The organism is Bacillus sp. TL12, assembly GCF_022625245.1.
Taxonomy (GTDB): Bacteria; Bacillota; Bacilli; order Bacillales; family Bacillaceae_G; genus Bacillus_A.
This window is the reverse complement of the sequence record NZ_JAJJBY010000001.1, coordinates 289,115-306,392: the sequence shown is the minus strand read 5'-3', so window position 1 is coordinate 306,392 and position 17,278 is coordinate 289,115. Positions and strand designations below refer to the sequence as shown.

The window sequence follows — 17,278 nt, the reverse complement described above, 5'->3', positions numbered from 1 at the left end:
AGGGGAAAAGACGATGATTCGAGTTGGATATTTAGGACCAGAAGCAACATTTACAAATATGGCGGTGAGTCGTTTTTTTTCAGAAGCAGAGCATGTACCGTATCGTACGATTCCTGATTGTATAGATGCTGCAGCAAATGGAAATGTTGATTTCGCTGTTGTACCACTTGAAAATGCAATTGAAGGATCAGTCAATATTACAGTTGATTATCTTGTGCATGAACAACCGCTTTTCATTGTAGGAGAAATTACAGTGCCCATTCAGCAACATTTGCTTGTCCACCCAGATTATGAAAAAGTATGGAAAGAAGTATATGCAGTGCATTCTCATCCGCATGCGATTGCGCAATGTCATAAGTTTTTAAATGAAGAGTTAAAAGGTGTAACCGTTCGGGATATGACATCGACAAGTGCAGCGGCGCAGTATGTGAAAGAACATCCAGAAGAAAGGATCGCTGCCATTGCAAATGAAGCAGCAGCGGAAAAGTATGATTTGGCAATTGTACAGCGTAATATTCATACGCATAAAAACAATCATACGCGTTTCCTTGTGTTACATAAAAAGAAACAAGCGTTATTACCGAAAAACGGTGAGAACCGCGGAGAGAAAACGACGCTTATGATAACGTTACCTGCCGATTACGCGGGGGCACTTTATCAAGTGTTATCAGCTTTCGCATGGAGAAAATTAAACTTATCAAAAATTGAATCCCGTCCGATGAAAACAGGCCTTGGAAATTACTTTTTCTTAATTGATGTAGACAAAGCATATGATGATGTACTATTACCAGGGGTGACTATGGAACTTGAAGCATTAGGTTTTTCTGTTACGGTGTTAGGGAGTTATTCTTCTTATTGGTTATAAAGGTGAGGTGAACGTTTAAATTGCTTGAAACGAAGAAGGTGTTTTAAAATGATATAAAAATCCCACTTTTACATGGTGGGATTTTTTATATTACTTTAATTTTGTAAGACGATCCGCTAACTGCTCACGCCAAACATTTGCTAGCTCTGGAACAGCAAGAATCTTTTCAATCCCTTCGATATCTTTTCTTCTATGAAAATAGATTTCATTAGAGAACAGGATGGATACATTACTTGGATGATGCTCAAGTAATGTGATTTTGGAGTCTTTCCGAACAACACCTTCTTGAAGAACGCGACATAAATAGCCGGTATAACCCGTTTCTACAATGCGAGGTAAGATCCCAGGGATTCCGAGACGTTTGGAAATAGTACTACATGGCACTCTACCTTGTGTGACTTGAATAATTGCCTCGCCTAATTGATATGTATCGCCGATGAAAACATCATGTTCTCGCATATTTGTTACTGTAATATTTTCGCCAAATGTAGAGGGTGGGAGCTTTGTTTGAAATTCTTGTTCCCATAGTGCGTAATGCTCATGTGGATAGACACAAACAGCGCGATCAGGTCCACCATGGAATCTTAGGTCGGCTACACCATCTCCGCGAAAGCCATCTTTTGATAAAAAGGTCTCTTCTGTAAGGGCTTTACAGATACCCGTTGTCATTTCTTTGTTTTCTCCATATTGCATTTGCTTCGGTTTGCCGGTACTAAAGTGAATGAGTTCAATTCCCATATGTTATCCCCCTTTATAATTGATTTCAATATTATATCATTTCATATGAAAAAGCACAGAGAGCAATGTAAGTCTCTGTGCTTTTTCATCTAGTCATGCACGATTGATGATGGTGGATTAAATGTTAATAAACAAGAAATCCAGCGCGATCTAGCGCTTCGCAGGCAGCGTTTAATTTTTCAGTGGAATCTGCTTCAATTGTATGTAAGTGGATCCCATCTGTTAATTGAGATAGATAGGATGCCTTTGTTTCTTCGATCCTTTGTAAATATTGTTCAACATCAAAGCGGTTGCTGACCATAATAGAAGCTGTTAAATCGCCGTATACAGGATGTTCTACTTTCACATCTTTAATTGTAACCCCATGATCGACAAGCATTGTTAGTTCTTGGCGGACTTCATCTGGTTTATGTTGACAGACGATAACACGTTCAAAAGCTTGTTGTTTTGCTTGTGGTTTTAAATATAAATACCCTTGTGCAGTTGCGATAATTGGCTCATTTCGTGCTTTTAGTAAGGAAATATCTTGCACAATGACTTGTCTGCTGACATTTGTTTTTTTGGATAACTCACTTCCAGATAACGGCTCGTTAGCTGCGAGGAGCCACTGCAGGATGAGTTGCCTTCTTTCTTCTCCTAAAATTTTTTTTCGATCATTTTGTTTCATTATAATTTAACACCTCTATAAAATTGATTTCCAATTGTGTGTAGTGCATGAATGGTTGCATCGATATGTTCTTTTGTTGTGTGACGTCCAAATGAAAAGCGAACGTACTGTTTTGCCTCTTCATACGTTTTTCCAATTGCAAGCATTGTTTTTGAAGGTTCTTGTTTGCCGACTTGACATGCGCTTCCTGTTGAAATAGCGATGCCATGGCGATTACATTCTAACATTGTGTACTGACCTTCGATTCCCTTTATTGTAACCCCAATAATATGAGGTAAACAAGAAGTAGAATGTCCTTCTACTTGAATTTCAAGAGGAATTGCTTGTAATTGTTCCATAAAATAAGATCGTAATTGTTCAAAACGAGTTCTTTCTTCTTCTCGGTCATCTAATATATATTCTGCCGCTGTTAGAAAGGAAGCAATGCCAGGCACATTAACTGTACCAGGGCGAAATCCTTTTTCGTGTGATGTTCCTGGGAAGACTTGCCCCCAGCGTACTTGTGGGTTTATATAGCAAGCACCTACACCTTTTGGTCCATATATTTTATGTGCAGAAACAGAAAGGCTATCAATATGCATCGCTGCAACATCAATTGGGAGCTTACCGAATGTTTGGACACAATCTGTATGAAATAAAATATGGTGTTTTTTTAGTAAGGCTCCAATTTTTGAGATAGGCTGAACGGTACCAATTTCAGAGTTGCCGTGTTGAATACTTACTAAAACTGTATCGTCTGTAATAGCTGCTTCTAGAGCTTCAAGATTAATAAGCCCATCTGAATCTACATGGATTTCTGTAATTGTATACCCTTGCTTTGTTAATGACTGAAAGTAGCTGCGAATGGATGCGTGTTCCATCGGTGTTGTAAGAATATGTTTACCGCTTTTGGTATTTAAGAGTGATTGGATTGCAAGATAATTAGATTCAGAACCGCCGCTTGTGAAAAATACCCCTTGTTCTTTGCCTCCAATCATTTGTGCAAATGATGCCCTGCAAGCTTGTAGTAAAGATGAAGCTGATCCCCCGATGTCATGTAAGCTTTGTTCATTACCGAAGTATTGCTCTGCTGCTGTCGTGTATGTGTCGATCGCTTCTTTTCTCATTGGTGTTGTAGCCGCATAGTCAAGATATATCATAATGTGTAGTCCTCTCTATAGTAGAGTTACATTCGTTTTTTAATGTAAATGAAAAACCTTTTTTAGATGGGAGAGAGCATCCAGCCGTGCATAGAAACGGTCAGAGCCTCTTCCTACCCATGCCAAGTAAAAACAGAGAGAGAAAACGAGCGGAAGCCTCTTTTTCTTCTTCATAGCAGTGATTTATCCCGCATTAAGGGGCAAAAACCCCGACTGATTAAAGTTTCACTTTATATAGCATGAGAAATTCGTAAAACAAAAATATTACTTTCTAAAAAACTCTTGTCATTATTTTAAATCTATGTAAATATAGGTGTCAAGACAGTTGAAAAGTGTAAAGTAGGAGGCAATGATCATGCCAAGTGCAGATGTCTTAATTATTGGAAGTGGTGTTGCAGCACTTAGTGTTGCGAAAGAGATTTGTCACGAAAAGAATGTGATGATTATCACAAAAAAAACAAGGCGGAATAACAATACGCATTTAGCGCAGGGCGGAATTGCAGCAGCTGTAGCTACCTATGACAAAGCGAATGATCATTATGAAGATACGATAGCGGCTGGTTGTGATTGTAACAACGAAGAAGCTGTTCGATATTTAGTGGAAGAAGGACCGAAAGAGATTCGAAATCTTATTGCAAATGGGATGAAATTTGATGGGGATGAAAAAGGACCTCATCTTGGAAAAGAAGGCGCGCATCGAAAACGACGTATTTTACACGCTGGGGGAGATGCAACAGGAAAAAACTTATTAGAGCATTTGATTCAAGAAGTAGCTCCTTACGTTACAGTAGTGGAGCAAGAAATGGTGCTCGATTTAATAATAGAAAATGATACATGTAAGGGTGTTTTGACCCGTGATAGTGAAGGACATATACATCGTTACTATGCTGAACACATTGTATTAGCTACAGGTGGCATTGGAGGCGTGTATGCATTTACGTCTAACGATGAGACGATTACAGGTGATGGACTAGCAATGGTGTACCGAGCTGGTGGGGAGTTGGTTGATTTAGAGTTTATTCAATTTCATCCAACGATGCTCTATGTAGGGGGTTGTTGCTGCGGACTTGTTTCAGAAGCGGTAAGAGGTGAAGGGGCTGTTCTGTTAAATGAAAAAGGACAGCGTTTTATGCTGGACGTACATCCGCAGCACGATCTTGCACCGCGTGATGTAGTGGCACGTGCGATTCATGAACAGCTTCTTGCAGGAGAAAGTGTATACTTGGATATTTCTTCTATTCAACATTTTGAAGAGCGTTTTCCTACTGTATCTGCATTATGCAAAAAGAATGGGATAGATGTGAAACAAAATAGAATACCAGTTGTACCTGGGGCTCATTTTCATATGGGGGGCGTCAAGACGAATTGTGATGGAGAGACATCAATTACACATTTATATGCCGTTGGTGAAGTAGCCTGTAACGGTGTACATGGTGCAAATCGTTTAGCGAGCAATTCACTGCTAGAGGGGCTTGTGTTCGGAAGACGGATTGGAGCGCATATTTTAGCTCATCCAGTACAAGGAAAAGAAAACGGTTATGAAAGAATTCATGAAGTATCTACAATTCCTCAATTACCAACGAAAAAAGAGATACAAGAACAGATGATGAAATACGTAGGAATTGTACGAACAGAAACGAGTTTATTATGTGCGAAGCAATGGTTTGAACAGTATGGTGTGCACAGTATTCAACTGCAATATGGAGCTTTTACAAATGAAGATATAACAATTATGAATATGCTAACAGTTTGCCAGCTCATTACAGAAGCGGCATTGCAAAGAAAAGAGAGCATAGGTGGTCATTATCGTGATGATTATCCAAGCCGAAATAAAGTAACGAAAGAAATTATTCTTGCTAATAAAAAATTACAGCTTGTGTAATAAGGGGAAGAGGGATTTTATGAACGGGTTAAAGGTAAGAAAAGCATTGGAAAGTTTTTTTCTAGAAGATATCGGGGAAAGAGATGTAACATCGCAACTTATATTTCCTGATAATTTACAAGCCAAGGGGACATTTCTTGTAAAAGATACAGGTGTATTTGCAGGAACAGATATAATTGAACAAGGGTTTCGATTAATAGACGACAAAATTCAAGTTTCATTTTATAAAAAAGATGGAGATTTTGTAGAAAAGGGCGATACTCTAGCAACTGTACAAGGACCGATTGCCTCTCTATTAACAGCAGAGCGTGTAATTTTAAATGTCATTCAAAGAATGAGCGGTATAGCAACGATGACACATAGAGCAGTTCGGGCGCTAGAAAGTGACCATACACGTATTTGTGATACGAGAAAAACAATACCAGGGCTACGCATGTTTGATAAATATGCGGTTGTATGCGGAGGCGGATATAACCATCGCTTCGGATTATACGATGGTGTCATGATTAAAGATAATCACATTGCTTTTGCAGGGTCTATTACAAAAGCTGTTACATCTGTAAAAGAAAAGCTTGGACATATGGTAAAAGTTGAAGTGGAGACGGAGACAGAAGAACAAGTGCGAGAAGCTGTAGCTGCAGGAGCGGATATTATTATGTTCGACAATCGTACACCAGAAGAAGTTCGTGAGTTTTCTAAAATTGTTCCAAGTGCGATTGTAACAGAAGCATCAGGTGGTATTACAATTGAAAATTTATCAAAATACGGCAAAACAGGGGTAGATTACATTTCGCTCGGATTATTAACACATTCTGCGGGAGCATTAGATATTAGCTTTAATATTGAGGTTTAAGGCGAGAGGGTTAGAGGGGGAGAGTATTGATGAGTATTTTAGAGAAGGTTCAACCAATCGAAACGATGTTACCAGAGCGTTATCAAACAATGTCAGTACAAGAGATGGAAGAGCGTGTTCGTGAAATTAAAGAAAAACTGGGGGAAACGTTATTTATTCCAGGGCATCATTATCAAAAGGATGAGGTCATTCAATTCTCAGATGCTGCAGGAGATTCATTGCAACTTGCACAAGTAGCGGCTAGCAATAAAGCGGCAAAATATATCGTATTTTGTGGTGTGCATTTTATGGCCGAAACAGCAGATATGTTAACGACAGATGAACAAATTGTTATCTTACCAGATATGCGTGCTGGCTGTTCGATGGCAGATATGGCAGATATTGAACAAACAGAGCGAGCTTGGAAAGAACTTACGCAGTTATTTGGAGATACGATGATTCCATTGACATATGTCAATTCTACAGCAGCTATTAAAGCATTTTGCGGTCGTAATGGCGGTGCCACAGTAACATCTTCTAATGCTAAAAAAATGGTGTCTTGGGCATTTACGCAAAAAGAGCGTCTTGTCTTTTTACCAGACCAGCATTTAGGAAGAAATACAGCGTATGACTTAGGGATTCCATTAGATAAAATGGCGGTTTGGGATCCGCATACAGATTCATTAGAGTACGATGGGGATATAGAAGATGTAAAGGTAATTTTATGGAAAGGGCATTGTTCGGTTCATCAAAATTTCACTGTCAAAAACATTGAAAGTGTGCGGAAAAACCATCCTGATATGAATATTATTGTTCATCCAGAATGTTGTTATGAAGTGGTAGCAGCTTCTGATTATGCAGGATCGACAAAATATATTATCGATATGATTGAACAAGCACCGTCTGGGAGCAAATGGGCGATTGGTACAGAGATGAATTTAGTCAATCGAATTATTCATCAGCACCCAGATAAAGAAATCATTTCACTAAACCCTTTTATGTGTCCTTGTTTAACGATGAATCGCATTGATTTACCACATTTATTGTGGGCGTTAGAAACGATAGAACGCGGAGAGGAAATCAATGTTATTCAGGTAGACAAACAGGTGACAAAAGAAGCAGTTCTTGCTCTAAATCGTATGTTAGAGCGTGTGTAAAAGCGACGGATTTCCGTCGCTTTTTTATTAAACATAAATAGCCAATTGTAGTCATACATTGTGTTGAGGGAATCATTGTATTTTTCATATTCGTGCAATATTGTGTATGACTAAATGGTAAGAGCAACAGTGTTAAACCATAGAGGATAGTTTTATTTTATATTATTTTTGTTTATAGATAAGTAAATACAGGAGGGGGAAAATTTGAAAATTCATATCGTGCAAAAAGGGGATACCCTTTGGAAAATTGCGAAAAAGTACGGAGTAGACCTTGAAACGTTAAAAAAGACGAATACGCAGCTTAGCAATCCCGATTTGATTATGCCAGGTATGAAAATAAAAGTACCATCTAGCAGTGTGCATGTGAAAAAAAATATGGGTGCTGGATCAGCTCCTCCAAAAGAATATGTAAAAGAGGTACAACAAAAAGAATTTGCAGCGACACCTACGCCGCTTGGAATAGAAGATGAAGAAGAAGCACCATATCAATCTGCCCCAATTACGCAGCAACCGGCTATGCAACAAACACAAAAAGAAATGCAAGTAAAGCCGCAAAAAGAAATGCCGATTCAGAAAGAAGTGCCAATACAAAAAGAAAAACCAATTCAGAAAGAAGTGCCAATACAAAAAGAAAAACCAATTCAGAAAGAAGTACCTATTCAAAAACCTCCTGTCGTTGAAAAACCAGCTGTAATTGAAAAGCCACCAGTTATAGAAAAAGTAGAGAAACCAGCGGGGAAAGAAAGTGCAAAGTTTTCAGTAAATATATTACCACAGCCACCACAACCACCAATTAAACCTAAAAAAGACTATAAAATTTCAGATGTAATAAAAAAAGGAAGCGAGTTAATTGCCCCGCAAATTCAGAAGATGAAACCTAACAATATAGTGTCACCACAAACGAAAAAAGAAAACGTAAGTAATATAGTATCACCGCAAACAAAAAAGGAGAATGTAGGAAATATAGTGTCACCACAAATGAAAAAAGAAAATGTAGGTAATGTTGTTTCGCCGCAAATGAAAAAAGAAAATGTAGGTAATATAGTGTCACCACAAACGAAAAAAGAAAATGTAAGTAATGTTGTTTCGCCACAGGTACAAAAAGAAAATGTGGGAAATATAGTTGCACCGGATGTAACAAAAGAAAAACTAGTTATTCCACAAGTAACACCGCCTAATATTACGATGCCAACGATGGATAATAACCAAATGCTAGATATCCTGTCGATGATGAATAATAATCAACCACCGAATATGATGCCGATGATGGATAATAACCAAATGCCAAATATGATGCCGATGATGGATAATAACCAAATGCCGAATATGATGCCGATGATGGATAATAACCAAATGCCGAATGTGATGCCGATGATGGATAATAATCAAATGCCAAATGTGATGCCGATGATGGATAATGACCAAATGCCGAATGTGATGCCGATGATGGATAATAATCAAATGCCGAATGTGATGCCGATGATGGATAATAACCAAATGCCGAATATGATGCCGATGATGGATAATAATCAAATGCCGAATATGATGCCGATGATGGATAATAATCAAATGCCGAATATGATGCCGATGATGGATAATGACCAAATGCCGAATGTGATGCCGATGATGGATAATAATCAAATGCCGAATATGATGCCGATGATGGATAATGACCAAATGCCGAATGTGATGCCGATGATGGATAATAATCAAATGCCGAATATGATGCCAATGATGGATAATAACCAAATGCCGAATATGATGCCGATGATGGATAATAACCAACTACCGCCAATGATGCCACACCAAATACCGATGCCATATCAACCACAAATGATGCCACAACAGTATCCATATTACCAAATGCCATATCAACCACAGCAAAATCCGTATTATCAAATGCCGTATACACAAGGTGTGCCAATAATGCCGTACCAAATGCCAGTGCAACATACTTCAATGCCATATCAACCACAAACGGATAATAACATGCCACCAATGATGCCGGCAGAAGAAGATTGTGGATGTGGTGAGGAAAGAAATTTATACAGTCCACAGCCAGGGGGACCATACTATCCGAATTCTCTATACTACCCAACAAATCAAGTTGCGTATGCACCGCAACCAGGTGCGATGTTTTATCAAGATCCGCCGAGAGTTTTTGGAGAACCACTTGCAGAAGATGAGGAATAGAAAGAGTTGTGTTAACGGTAAAGAAGTAGTGTTAGAAAATTCCTAGTGAAATATTAACAAGTGTAAAAACCTCTTTTGTTACTCACTATAAGAAGGAGCTTTTCGAGAGGGAAGTTCAACCTAACAAGGGGGGTTTTTATATTGAGTAAAAAGATTAAGATTATTGCCGCTTCTTTGTTAGTTACCAGTGCGTTAGCTGCATGTGGTACACCTAATAATAACAATGCGATGGATGATCGTAATGCAACTTACAATTATGAACGTACATCGTATGATGATACACGTCCATATAGAAATAATGTGACGCGTACCGATCGATATACTGATTATGTAACATATCGTAATGGTGACCGAATGAATAATAATGTTTACGATCGTCGTGATAATGTTGGATATAATTATTACCGTGATGTAAATTACCATGGTCAAATTGCAAATCCTTATCCAACTCGTAACATTACAATGAATAATTCATATATTAACAACGATGGTAAGACAGCAGAAAGAATTACAAATCGTGTTAAACGTATGAATAATGTAGATCGCGTTTCTACTGTTGTACGAGGAAATGATATAGTAATTGCGGTAAAACCACGTGGTGCAGTAGCAAACGAAACAGCAATGGCAAATGAAATTCGTCAAGCTGTTGCCAACGATGTGAAAAACCGTAATGTGTATGTAACTGTTAAAAATGACATGTTTGACCGTGTCGATACAGTGAATACACGTTTACGCAATGGAACAGTAACAAACGATTTAAACCGTGATATAACAGATCTGTTCCGAGACATCCGTGATGGTCTAACTGGTACAGTACGATAACAAAAAAAGGGAAAGGTTTACGCCTTCCCTTTTTTGTTATCGTAAGTATTAGCAGGATACATAGAAGATTATTCATCCATATCCTGTAATCTTTTTTTCTTAATAAAGTAACCAACAGAATAAGAAGCTAAAAAGCATAAGAAAAGAATGCTTCCAATAAGCAGTGCTTCCCACAATGGTCTTTCAGGACTGAAGATAACATAAATAACAACAAAGATGATTCCTACGATAGCAGAGCGGAAAACAAGTTTGTAGTAAGGTGTTATATGTATCCCTTTTTCGTTTTCTTCTGCATCAACAGAGATTCCCATTTGTAAATAGGCTAGAAGTATACTTGTTAACATAAATAATAACCATAGCGGAGATTTTGTAATTTGATCTATCCCTTCATGGAAGCCAATATACCCCAAAATCCCTATTATACCAATTGTTTGAAATAGAAAAGCGATTCGAACATTTTTTAGAGTTTGAAGGATTAAACGTTCATCTTTTATTTTTTTCAATAGACTCACTCCTGTTTTACCATACTTTATCATTTTATACATGTTAATTGTAACATATATGTTACATAAATCAATTTATATTTTACTTAAGGGGCTTGAGGAATACATGTTGGTATGAAAAGGTAATAAAAAATTTCTAGGATTAGCTTGCGTTCCTTTTACATTAGTGTTATATTAGCAAAGCGATGAGCTAATTTACGTAAGACGAGAGATATGCTTAAATGCTAAACACGCGGATGTGGCCGCCTGGTCTCTCGCCGTAAACGCATCAAGACGCCTGCTATGTTCAGGCGTCTTTCTTATTATATAATGTAAACGACTCATGCAGGTAGGCTTATATCTTACCTGCATTTTTTATTTTCATTAAAAATAACTATTGTTGTTATTATGGATAAATCCCCCATTTTCGGAAAAACTACGAATGGAAGTTTTATTTTGCTTAGAAGAGGTGAGCGGAAATGAAATTCATGATGATTGCAGTTCAAGTCGTAATCGCTATGTTTTGTTTATATCATGAATCAAGTGTGATGGCTGAGTCTTCTGTACCAAAAGTCACGCAAAAAGAACCTCAAGTTACGATTCTATTAGAGCGTATGTATGTAGATGGAGAAGTAAGTGAGGAGATTTTTACTGAAAAAGTAGCAAACTTAGAACAGTTTCTTCAGCAGTATAAAGAATGGAAACTTGTGGATCGTGATGATACACAAATTGTATTGCAAAAAAAGGTAGATGATATTTCACCACTACTTAAAACGAGTGGGTATTTTGGTGTTTCTAATGAGGGAATACTGCAAATTTTTAATGGTGTGCCAAAAGAAGATAATGCGATTCATTCATTTTTTCAAATTGATATGAAAAAGCTAGAAAGTTATGAACGAGCAGAGTTAAAACGCGGTATTCGCATCAAGTCCAAAGAACGTTTTGTGAAGACGATTGAGAAGATGAAGCAGTATGCAGTACAAAATAAGAAAAATAGCAGCTCGGGATGAGCTGCTATTTTTCTTATTTGTTTTTATCTAAAATTTGTTTTGCAATTTCATCAATTAGCATATCTTTTCCGATTGGATTGAATGCTTTTGTGTTAAAGACTTCATTGCTTACTTCGTAAACATGATTATTTTTTACAGCTTTATTATCTTTCCAAACAGCGCTGTTTTTGTAGTCGTTAAACACTTTATCTGCCTCGCCACCAAAGTTTACAATAAACATTTGATCAGGCTGGAATGCAACAAGACCTTCTAGTGATACTTGTGCCATCGTTTGTTTTAAATCTGTACCTTTCGTTGCAGGAAGCTTTAAGTCGTTAAAGAGAATATCACCATATCCGAAACTACCATATACACGGAAGTTTTGCGGTGTTACAGCAAGGAACATAAAGTTCTCATCTTTTGTTTTCTCTTTAATCTTTTTAGATAAGGAAGCAGATTTTTTATCATAGTCTGCAATCCATTTATCAGCTTTTTTCTCTTCGTCAAATAGCTTGCCTACTTCTTTAAATTTACCACGCCAGTTTTCTAAGTTTGTTTCTAAAACAACTGTAGGTGCAACTTTTGATAATTGATCATAAATTTTCAATTGACGATTGTTTAAAATAATTAAGTCTGGTTTTAAAGCAGTAACTGCTTCTAAATCGACTTTAGGTGCCCAGTACCAACCAACTGCTTTTACACCTTCTAGTTCTTTTTGTAAATGATTTTGGATTTTATCTTTATACGTGTTGGCAGTACCAACTGGTTTATGACCAAGAAGTAATAGTTCTTCAGATGATCCAGATAAATCAACAATTCTTTTTGGATTTGTCGGAATTTCAACTTCTCCTTTTGCATGTTTTACAACTTTTGTTTTCGGTTGTTCTTTCGCCTGTGATTCTTCTTTTTTAGAAGAGCAACCAACGATGGCAAAAACAACAAGAATGAGAGTAAGTAGAATAGATAGATTGCGTTTCATCTTGTATGTAACCCCTTTAATTAGTATTGATAATCATTATCGCAGTTGTAATGTTAATTGGCACTATATCTTTCTGTCAATATTAAAAAAATGGAAAATCCAAATAGAGAACATTTGTTGGGTCAGTCTCGCTTTTCCAGCATTAGATATGTTAAAATGGAATACATGATTTAAGAGGGAGAGATCGTATTTTGTTTGAATATGTTACAGGCTATGTGGAATATGTAGGGCCGGAATATGTCGTTCTTGATCATAATGGAATTGGCTATCAAATTTTTACGCCAAATCCGTATGTATTCCAAAGAAGCAAGCAAGAAATTCGTGTATATACATATCATTATGTGAGAGAAGATATTATGGCGCTTTACGGATTTAAGACACGTGAGGAGCGTTTATTATTTACAAAACTCTTAGGTGTGTCAGGAATCGGGCCAAAAGGTGCGCTTGCAATTTTAGCTTCTGGTCAAACCGGACAGGTTGTACAGGCGATTGAACATGAGGATGAAAAATTCTTAGTGAAATTCCCGGGAGTCGGAAAGAAAACAGCACGTCAAATGATTTTAGACTTAAAAGGGAAGTTAGCGGATGTTGTACCAGATGCATTTATTGATTTATTCTCAGATGTAGAACGTTTTGACGAGAAGAAAGGCTCATCAGCTGAGCTTGACGAAGCGCTTGAAGCACTGCGTGCACTTGGCTATGCAGAACGAGAAGTAAATCGCGTTATACCGGAGTTATTAAAAGAATCACTTACGACGGATCAATATATTAAAAAGGCACTTAGTCTTTTACTAAATGGTAAGAGGTGAGTAGAATGGACGAACGTCTCCTTTCAGGAGAATCGGCATATGAAGATGCGGATTTAGAATATTCGTTACGGCCACAGACGCTCCGTCAGTATATTGGCCAAGATAAGGCAAAGCATAATTTAGAAGTGTTTATTGAGGCGGCGAAAATGCGTGAGGAGACATTGGATCACGTACTATTATACGGACCGCCAGGACTTGGTAAAACGACGCTTGCGAATATTATCGCTAATGAAATGGGCGTTAATATTCGAACAACGTCAGGTCCAGCAATCGAGCGTCCAGGGGATTTAGCGGCAGTATTAACGGCGCTTCAACCTGGTGATGTACTATTTATTGATGAAATTCATCGCCTGCACCGATCGATTGAAGAAGTGTTATATCCAGCGATGGAGGATTTTTGCCTTGATATTGTCATTGGTAAAGGACCAACTGCAAGATCTGTAAGGCTTGATTTACCACCGTTCACATTAGTTGGTGCAACAACACGTGCAGGTGCTTTATCAGCGCCGCTCCGTGACCGATTTGGCGTGTTATCACGATTAGAGTATTATACAGTAGATCAACTTTCGGCGATTGTAGAGCGGACAGCAGAGGTGTTTGAAGTTGAAATAGACTCATTAGCTGCTTTAGAAATTGCAAGGCGTGCGCGTGGTACGCCGCGTATCGCGAACCGATTATTAAGACGCGTGCGTGATTTTGCGCAAGTTCGAGGCAACGGAACGATTACGATGGAAATTACTCAAATGGCATTAGAGCTCTTACAAGTCGATAAATTAGGGCTTGATCATATCGATCATAAGTTACTGCTTGGTATTATTGAAAAGTTCCGCGGTGGACCAGTCGGATTAGAGACTGTTTCAGCGACAATCGGGGAAGAATCTACGACGATTGAAGATGTATATGAACCGTATTTACTTCAAATCGGTTTTTTACAACGAACACCAAGGGGACGAATCGTAACACCGCTTGCATATGACCATTTCGGAATGGAGATGCCAAAAGTATGACGGATATGCCGAAGTTGCTTATTACGGCGGGTATCCTTCTCATTGTCGTGGGAATAGCTTGGAAGTTTATCGGAAGGCTTCCAGGCAATATTTTTGTAAAAAAAGGAAACGTTACCTTTTATTTTCCGATCATTACATGTATTGTGTTAAGTATTGTATTATCTTTTATTATGTATATAATAAATCGATTTAAATAGAAATAGGTGGCTATAGTTATGGATATTAATCTGTTTGATTTTCATTTACCGGAAGAACTTATTGCACAAACACCGCTTGAAGAGCGTGAAACATCACGATTAATGGTGTTAGACCGTGAAACAGGTGATATCGAGCATAAGCATTTTACGGACATTCTTTCTTATTTACATGAAGGAGACTGTTTAGTTTTAAATGAAACGAAAGTTATGCCTGCTCGTTTGCATGGTGTGAAAGAAGATACAGGTGCACATATTGAAGTACTTCTTTTAAAACAAGAAGATGGTGATAAGTGGGAAACGCTTGTAAAGCCAGCTAAACGTGTAAAAGAAGGAACGATTATTTCTTTTGGTGAAGGAAAGCTAAAAGCAACTTGCATCGGAACAGCTGATCAAGGTGGACGTCAGCTGGAGTTTTCGTATGACGGTATCTTTTATGAAATTTTAGATGAACTTGGAGAAATGCCGCTTCCTCCGTATATTAAAGAAACACTGGAAGACCGTGATCGTTATCAAACGGTATATGCGAAGGAAATTGGTTCTGCAGCAGCACCGACAGCTGGGCTTCATTTTACTGAAGAATTATTAGAAAAGTTGAAGCAAAAAGGTGTTCATTTAGCATTCATTACGCTTCATGTAGGTCTTGGTACATTTAGACCAGTGTCTGCAGATACAATTGAAGAACACCATATGCATGCGGAGTATTATCATATGTCAGAAGAAACGGCAGATTTGTTAAATCGTGTGAAAGAGAATGGTGGTCGTATCATTACAGTTGGTACAACATCAACTCGTACACTAGAAACAATTGCTACAGATCACGACGGTAAGCTTTGCGGAGCATCTGGATGGACGGATATTTTTATGTATCCAGGATATGAGTTTAAAGCAATTGATGGTTTAATTACAAACTTCCATTTGCCAAAATCAACATTAATTATGCTTGTAAGTGCATTTGCAAATAGAGAAAATGTTCTTCATGCTTACAATGAAGCAGTAAAAGAGAAATATCGTTTCTTTAGCTTCGGTGATGCGATGTTCGTTGCATCTCATGCTAAAGCAAGAAACAAATAAAAAGGAGTAAATCTATGACAGCAATTCGTTATGAATTTATTAAAACATGTAAACAAACGGGGGCACGTTTAGGACGCGTCCATACACCACACGGCTCATTTGATACACCAACATTTATGCCGGTTGGTACACTTGCGACAGTGAAAACAATGTCACCAGAAGAATTAAAAGCAATGGATTCTGGTATTATTTTAAGTAATACGTATCATTTATGGCTACGTCCAGGTCATGAAATTATTCGTGAGGCAGGTGGCTTACATAAATTTATGAACTGGGACCGCGCAATCTTAACAGATTCCGGTGGTTTCCAAGTATTTAGTTTAAGTGATTTCCGCCGTATTGAAGAAGAAGGCGTCCATTTCCGTAATCACTTAAATGGGGATAAATTATTCTTATCACCAGAAAAAGCGATGGAAATTCAAAATGCATTAGGTTCAGATATCATGATGGCATTTGATGAGTGTCCACCGTTCCCAGCTACGTTTGAATATATGAAAAAGTCTGTAGAGCGTACGAGCCGTTGGGCGGAGCGTTGCTTAAAAGCGCATGAGCGTCCACAGGATCAAGGTTTATTCGGTATTGTACAGGGCGGAGAGTTTGAAGAGCTTCGTCGCCAAAGTGCGAAAGACCTTGTTTCAATGGATTTCCCTGGTTATGCGGTAGGGGGATTATCAGTTGGGGAACCAAAGGATATTATGAACCGTGTACTTGAATTTACAACACCGCTTCTTCCGGACAATAAACCACGTTATTTAATGGGAGTAGGTTCTCCTGACTCATTAATTGACGGTGCAATTCGTGGTATTGACATGTTTGACTGCGTACTTCCAACACGTATTGCTCGAAATGGTACATGTATGACAAGCCAAGGGCGTCTCGTGGTGAAGAATGCGAAGTTTGCAAGAGACTTCGGTCCGCTTGATCCAAATTGTGATTGTTACACATGTAAAAACTATTCTCGTGCGTACATTCGTCACTTAATGAAATGTGATGAAACGTTCGGAATTCGTTTAACGTCTTATCACAACCTTCATTTTCTGTTAAACTTAATGGAGCAGGTGAGACAAGCCATTCGAGAAGACCGTCTTGGTGATTTCCGTGAAGAGTTCTTTGAACAATATGGCTTTAATAAACCGAATGCTAAAAACTTCTAATACATAATTTAAAAGGAGGAACAAAAAATGAATCCAGGTATGATGAATATTGTCATGATCGTTGCGATGTTTGCGATTTTCTATTTCTTATTAATTCGCCCGCAGCAAAAGCGTCAAAAGGCAGTAGCTCAAATGCAAAGTGAATTACAAAAAGGTGATGCGATTGTAACAATCGGTGGCTTGCACGGTACAATCGAATCAGTAGATGACACTACGATTGTAATTAAATCTGGTGGTTCACATTTAACATTCGATCGCAATGCGATTCGTGAAGTTGTGAAGAAGTAACAGTCAA

Annotated in this window: 17 protein-coding genes and 1 pseudogene; 13 read left to right on the top strand and 5 right to left on the bottom strand. The window is 38.0% G+C overall.

Translation table 11 applies throughout. The annotated features are described in order from the left end of the window. Window positions 1-13: 13 nt before the first annotated feature. Complete coding sequence (pheA, locus tag LOK41_RS01660) at window positions 14-865, top strand: prephenate dehydratase (protein WP_241814888.1); 852 nt, start codon at window positions 14-16, stop codon at window positions 863-865. Between the two features lie 90 nt (window positions 866-955). Here the strand turns inward: pheA and LOK41_RS01655 are convergent, their stop codons facing one another. From LOK41_RS01655 to LOK41_RS01645, 3 genes are all read right to left on the bottom strand, one after another. Continuing rightward, window positions 956-1,603 carry an MOSC domain-containing protein gene (locus LOK41_RS01655; RefSeq protein ID WP_241814887.1) on the bottom strand — a complete coding sequence of 216 codons (648 nt, stop codon included), beginning with the start codon at window positions 1,601-1,603 and terminating at the stop codon, window positions 956-958. A gap of 124 nt (window positions 1,604-1,727) precedes the next feature. Continuing rightward, entirely contained in the window at window positions 1,728-2,270 is a 543-nt protein-coding gene (locus tag LOK41_RS01650) for a transcription repressor NadR (protein ID WP_241814886.1), read from the bottom strand. Further along, window positions 2,270-3,412, bottom strand: coding sequence for an IscS subfamily cysteine desulfurase (locus tag LOK41_RS01645; protein ID WP_241814931.1), 1,143 nt, complete (start codon window positions 3,410-3,412; stop codon window positions 2,270-2,272). The genes LOK41_RS01650 and LOK41_RS01645 overlap by 1 nt, the downstream gene beginning before the upstream one ends. Window positions 3,413-3,764: 352 nt before the next feature. Between LOK41_RS01645 and nadB the strand changes: the two genes are divergently transcribed. From nadB to LOK41_RS01620, 5 genes and pseudogenes are all read left to right on the top strand, one after another. Then, a complete protein-coding gene (gene nadB / locus LOK41_RS01640; protein ID WP_241814885.1) occupies window positions 3,765-5,291 on the top strand; it encodes an L-aspartate oxidase in 1,527 nt (508 codons plus the stop codon). 19 nt (window positions 5,292-5,310) lie between these two features. Then, window positions 5,311-6,144, top strand: coding sequence for a carboxylating nicotinate-nucleotide diphosphorylase (gene nadC, locus LOK41_RS01635; protein WP_241814884.1), 834 nt, complete (start codon window positions 5,311-5,313; stop codon window positions 6,142-6,144). A 29-nt stretch (window positions 6,145-6,173) separates the two neighbouring features. Continuing rightward, window positions 6,174-7,280: a quinolinate synthase NadA gene (gene nadA, locus LOK41_RS01630; RefSeq protein WP_241814883.1), complete on the top strand. Its 1,107-nt coding sequence runs from the start codon at window positions 6,174-6,176 to the stop codon at window positions 7,278-7,280. 204 nt (window positions 7,281-7,484) lie between these two features. Continuing rightward, window positions 7,485-7,653 (top strand): annotated as a pseudogene (safA, locus tag LOK41_RS29220) (SafA/ExsA family spore coat assembly protein); the annotation flags it as partial. Window positions 7,654-9,614: 1,961 nt separating this feature from the next. Further along, window positions 9,615-10,295 carry a YhcN/YlaJ family sporulation lipoprotein gene (locus LOK41_RS01620; RefSeq protein ID WP_241814881.1) on the top strand — a complete coding sequence of 227 codons (681 nt, stop codon included), beginning with the start codon at window positions 9,615-9,617 and terminating at the stop codon, window positions 10,293-10,295. A 68-nt stretch (window positions 10,296-10,363) separates the two neighbouring features. On the opposite strand, the gene LOK41_RS01615 is transcribed toward LOK41_RS01620, so the two are convergent. Further along, a complete protein-coding gene (locus tag LOK41_RS01615) occupies window positions 10,364-10,798 on the bottom strand; it encodes a branched-chain amino acid ABC transporter substrate-binding protein (protein WP_241814880.1) in 435 nt (144 codons plus the stop codon). Window positions 10,799-11,256: 458 nt separating this feature from the next. On the opposite strand from LOK41_RS01615, the gene LOK41_RS01610 reads away from it, so the two are divergent. Continuing rightward, complete coding sequence (locus tag LOK41_RS01610; RefSeq protein ID WP_241814879.1) at window positions 11,257-11,787, top strand: BofC C-terminal domain-containing protein; 531 nt, start codon at window positions 11,257-11,259, stop codon at window positions 11,785-11,787. 13 nt (window positions 11,788-11,800) lie between these two features. Here LOK41_RS01610 and LOK41_RS01605 read toward each other — a convergent pair whose 3' ends face one another. Beyond that, complete coding sequence (locus LOK41_RS01605) at window positions 11,801-12,745, bottom strand: iron-hydroxamate ABC transporter substrate-binding protein (protein ID WP_241814878.1); 945 nt, start codon at window positions 12,743-12,745, stop codon at window positions 11,801-11,803. A gap of 191 nt (window positions 12,746-12,936) precedes the next feature. On the opposite strand from LOK41_RS01605, the gene ruvA reads away from it, so the two are divergent. From ruvA to yajC, 6 genes are read left to right on the top strand one after another with little or no spacing between them, the layout of a single operon-like run. Beyond that, window positions 12,937-13,554, top strand: a complete 618-nt coding sequence (gene ruvA / locus LOK41_RS01600) for a Holliday junction DNA helicase RuvA (protein WP_241814877.1) — start codon at window positions 12,937-12,939, stop codon at window positions 13,552-13,554. 5 nt (window positions 13,555-13,559) lie between these two features. Continuing rightward, on the top strand, window positions 13,560-14,561 hold the full coding sequence (ruvB, locus tag LOK41_RS01595) for a Holliday junction branch migration DNA helicase RuvB (RefSeq protein ID WP_174098876.1): 1,002 nt from the start codon (window positions 13,560-13,562) through the stop codon (window positions 14,559-14,561). Beyond that, a complete protein-coding gene (locus tag LOK41_RS01590) occupies window positions 14,558-14,758 on the top strand; it encodes a DUF2905 domain-containing protein (RefSeq protein WP_241814876.1) in 201 nt (66 codons plus the stop codon). Before ruvB ends, LOK41_RS01590 begins: the two co-directional genes overlap by 4 nt. An 18-nt stretch (window positions 14,759-14,776) precedes the next feature. After that, on the top strand, window positions 14,777-15,829 hold the full coding sequence (gene queA / locus LOK41_RS01585) for a tRNA preQ1(34) S-adenosylmethionine ribosyltransferase-isomerase QueA (RefSeq protein WP_174098878.1): 1,053 nt from the start codon (window positions 14,777-14,779) through the stop codon (window positions 15,827-15,829). A gap of 14 nt (window positions 15,830-15,843) precedes the next feature. Continuing rightward, a complete protein-coding gene (gene tgt / locus LOK41_RS01580) occupies window positions 15,844-16,983 on the top strand; it encodes a tRNA guanosine(34) transglycosylase Tgt (protein ID WP_016116455.1) in 1,140 nt (379 codons plus the stop codon). 27 nt (window positions 16,984-17,010) lie between these two features. After that, window positions 17,011-17,271 carry a preprotein translocase subunit YajC gene (gene yajC, locus LOK41_RS01575; RefSeq protein ID WP_017150677.1) on the top strand — a complete coding sequence of 87 codons (261 nt, stop codon included), beginning with the start codon at window positions 17,011-17,013 and terminating at the stop codon, window positions 17,269-17,271. Window positions 17,272-17,278 lie beyond the last annotated feature (7 nt).

Excerpts from the sequence above, each read along its gene's own strand:
- pheA (WP_241814888.1), top strand. The coding sequence starts at position 14 with ATGATTCGAGTTGGATATTTAGGACCAGAAGCAACATTTACAAATATG.
- LOK41_RS01655 (WP_241814887.1), bottom strand. The coding sequence starts at position 1,603 with ATGGGAATTGAACTCATTCACTTTAGTACCGGCAAACCGAAGCAAATG.
- LOK41_RS01650 (WP_241814886.1), bottom strand. The coding sequence starts at position 2,270 with ATGAAACAAAATGATCGAAAAAAAATTTTAGGAGAAGAAAGAAGGCAA.
- nadB (WP_241814885.1), top strand. The coding sequence starts at position 3,765 with ATGCCAAGTGCAGATGTCTTAATTATTGGAAGTGGTGTTGCAGCACTT.
- nadC (WP_241814884.1), top strand. The coding sequence starts at position 5,311 with ATGAACGGGTTAAAGGTAAGAAAAGCATTGGAAAGTTTTTTTCTAGAA.
- nadA (WP_241814883.1), top strand. The coding sequence starts at position 6,174 with ATGAGTATTTTAGAGAAGGTTCAACCAATCGAAACGATGTTACCAGAG.
- LOK41_RS01610 (WP_241814879.1), top strand. The coding sequence starts at position 11,257 with ATGAAATTCATGATGATTGCAGTTCAAGTCGTAATCGCTATGTTTTGT.
- LOK41_RS01605 (WP_241814878.1), bottom strand. The coding sequence starts at position 12,745 with ATGAAACGCAATCTATCTATTCTACTTACTCTCATTCTTGTTGTTTTT.
- ruvB (WP_174098876.1), top strand. The coding sequence starts at position 13,560 with ATGGACGAACGTCTCCTTTCAGGAGAATCGGCATATGAAGATGCGGAT.
- LOK41_RS01590 (WP_241814876.1), top strand. The coding sequence starts at position 14,558 with ATGACGGATATGCCGAAGTTGCTTATTACGGCGGGTATCCTTCTCATT.
- queA (WP_174098878.1), top strand. The coding sequence starts at position 14,777 with ATGGATATTAATCTGTTTGATTTTCATTTACCGGAAGAACTTATTGCA.
- tgt (WP_016116455.1), top strand. The coding sequence starts at position 15,844 with ATGACAGCAATTCGTTATGAATTTATTAAAACATGTAAACAAACGGGG.
- yajC (WP_017150677.1), top strand. The coding sequence starts at position 17,011 with ATGAATCCAGGTATGATGAATATTGTCATGATCGTTGCGATGTTTGCG.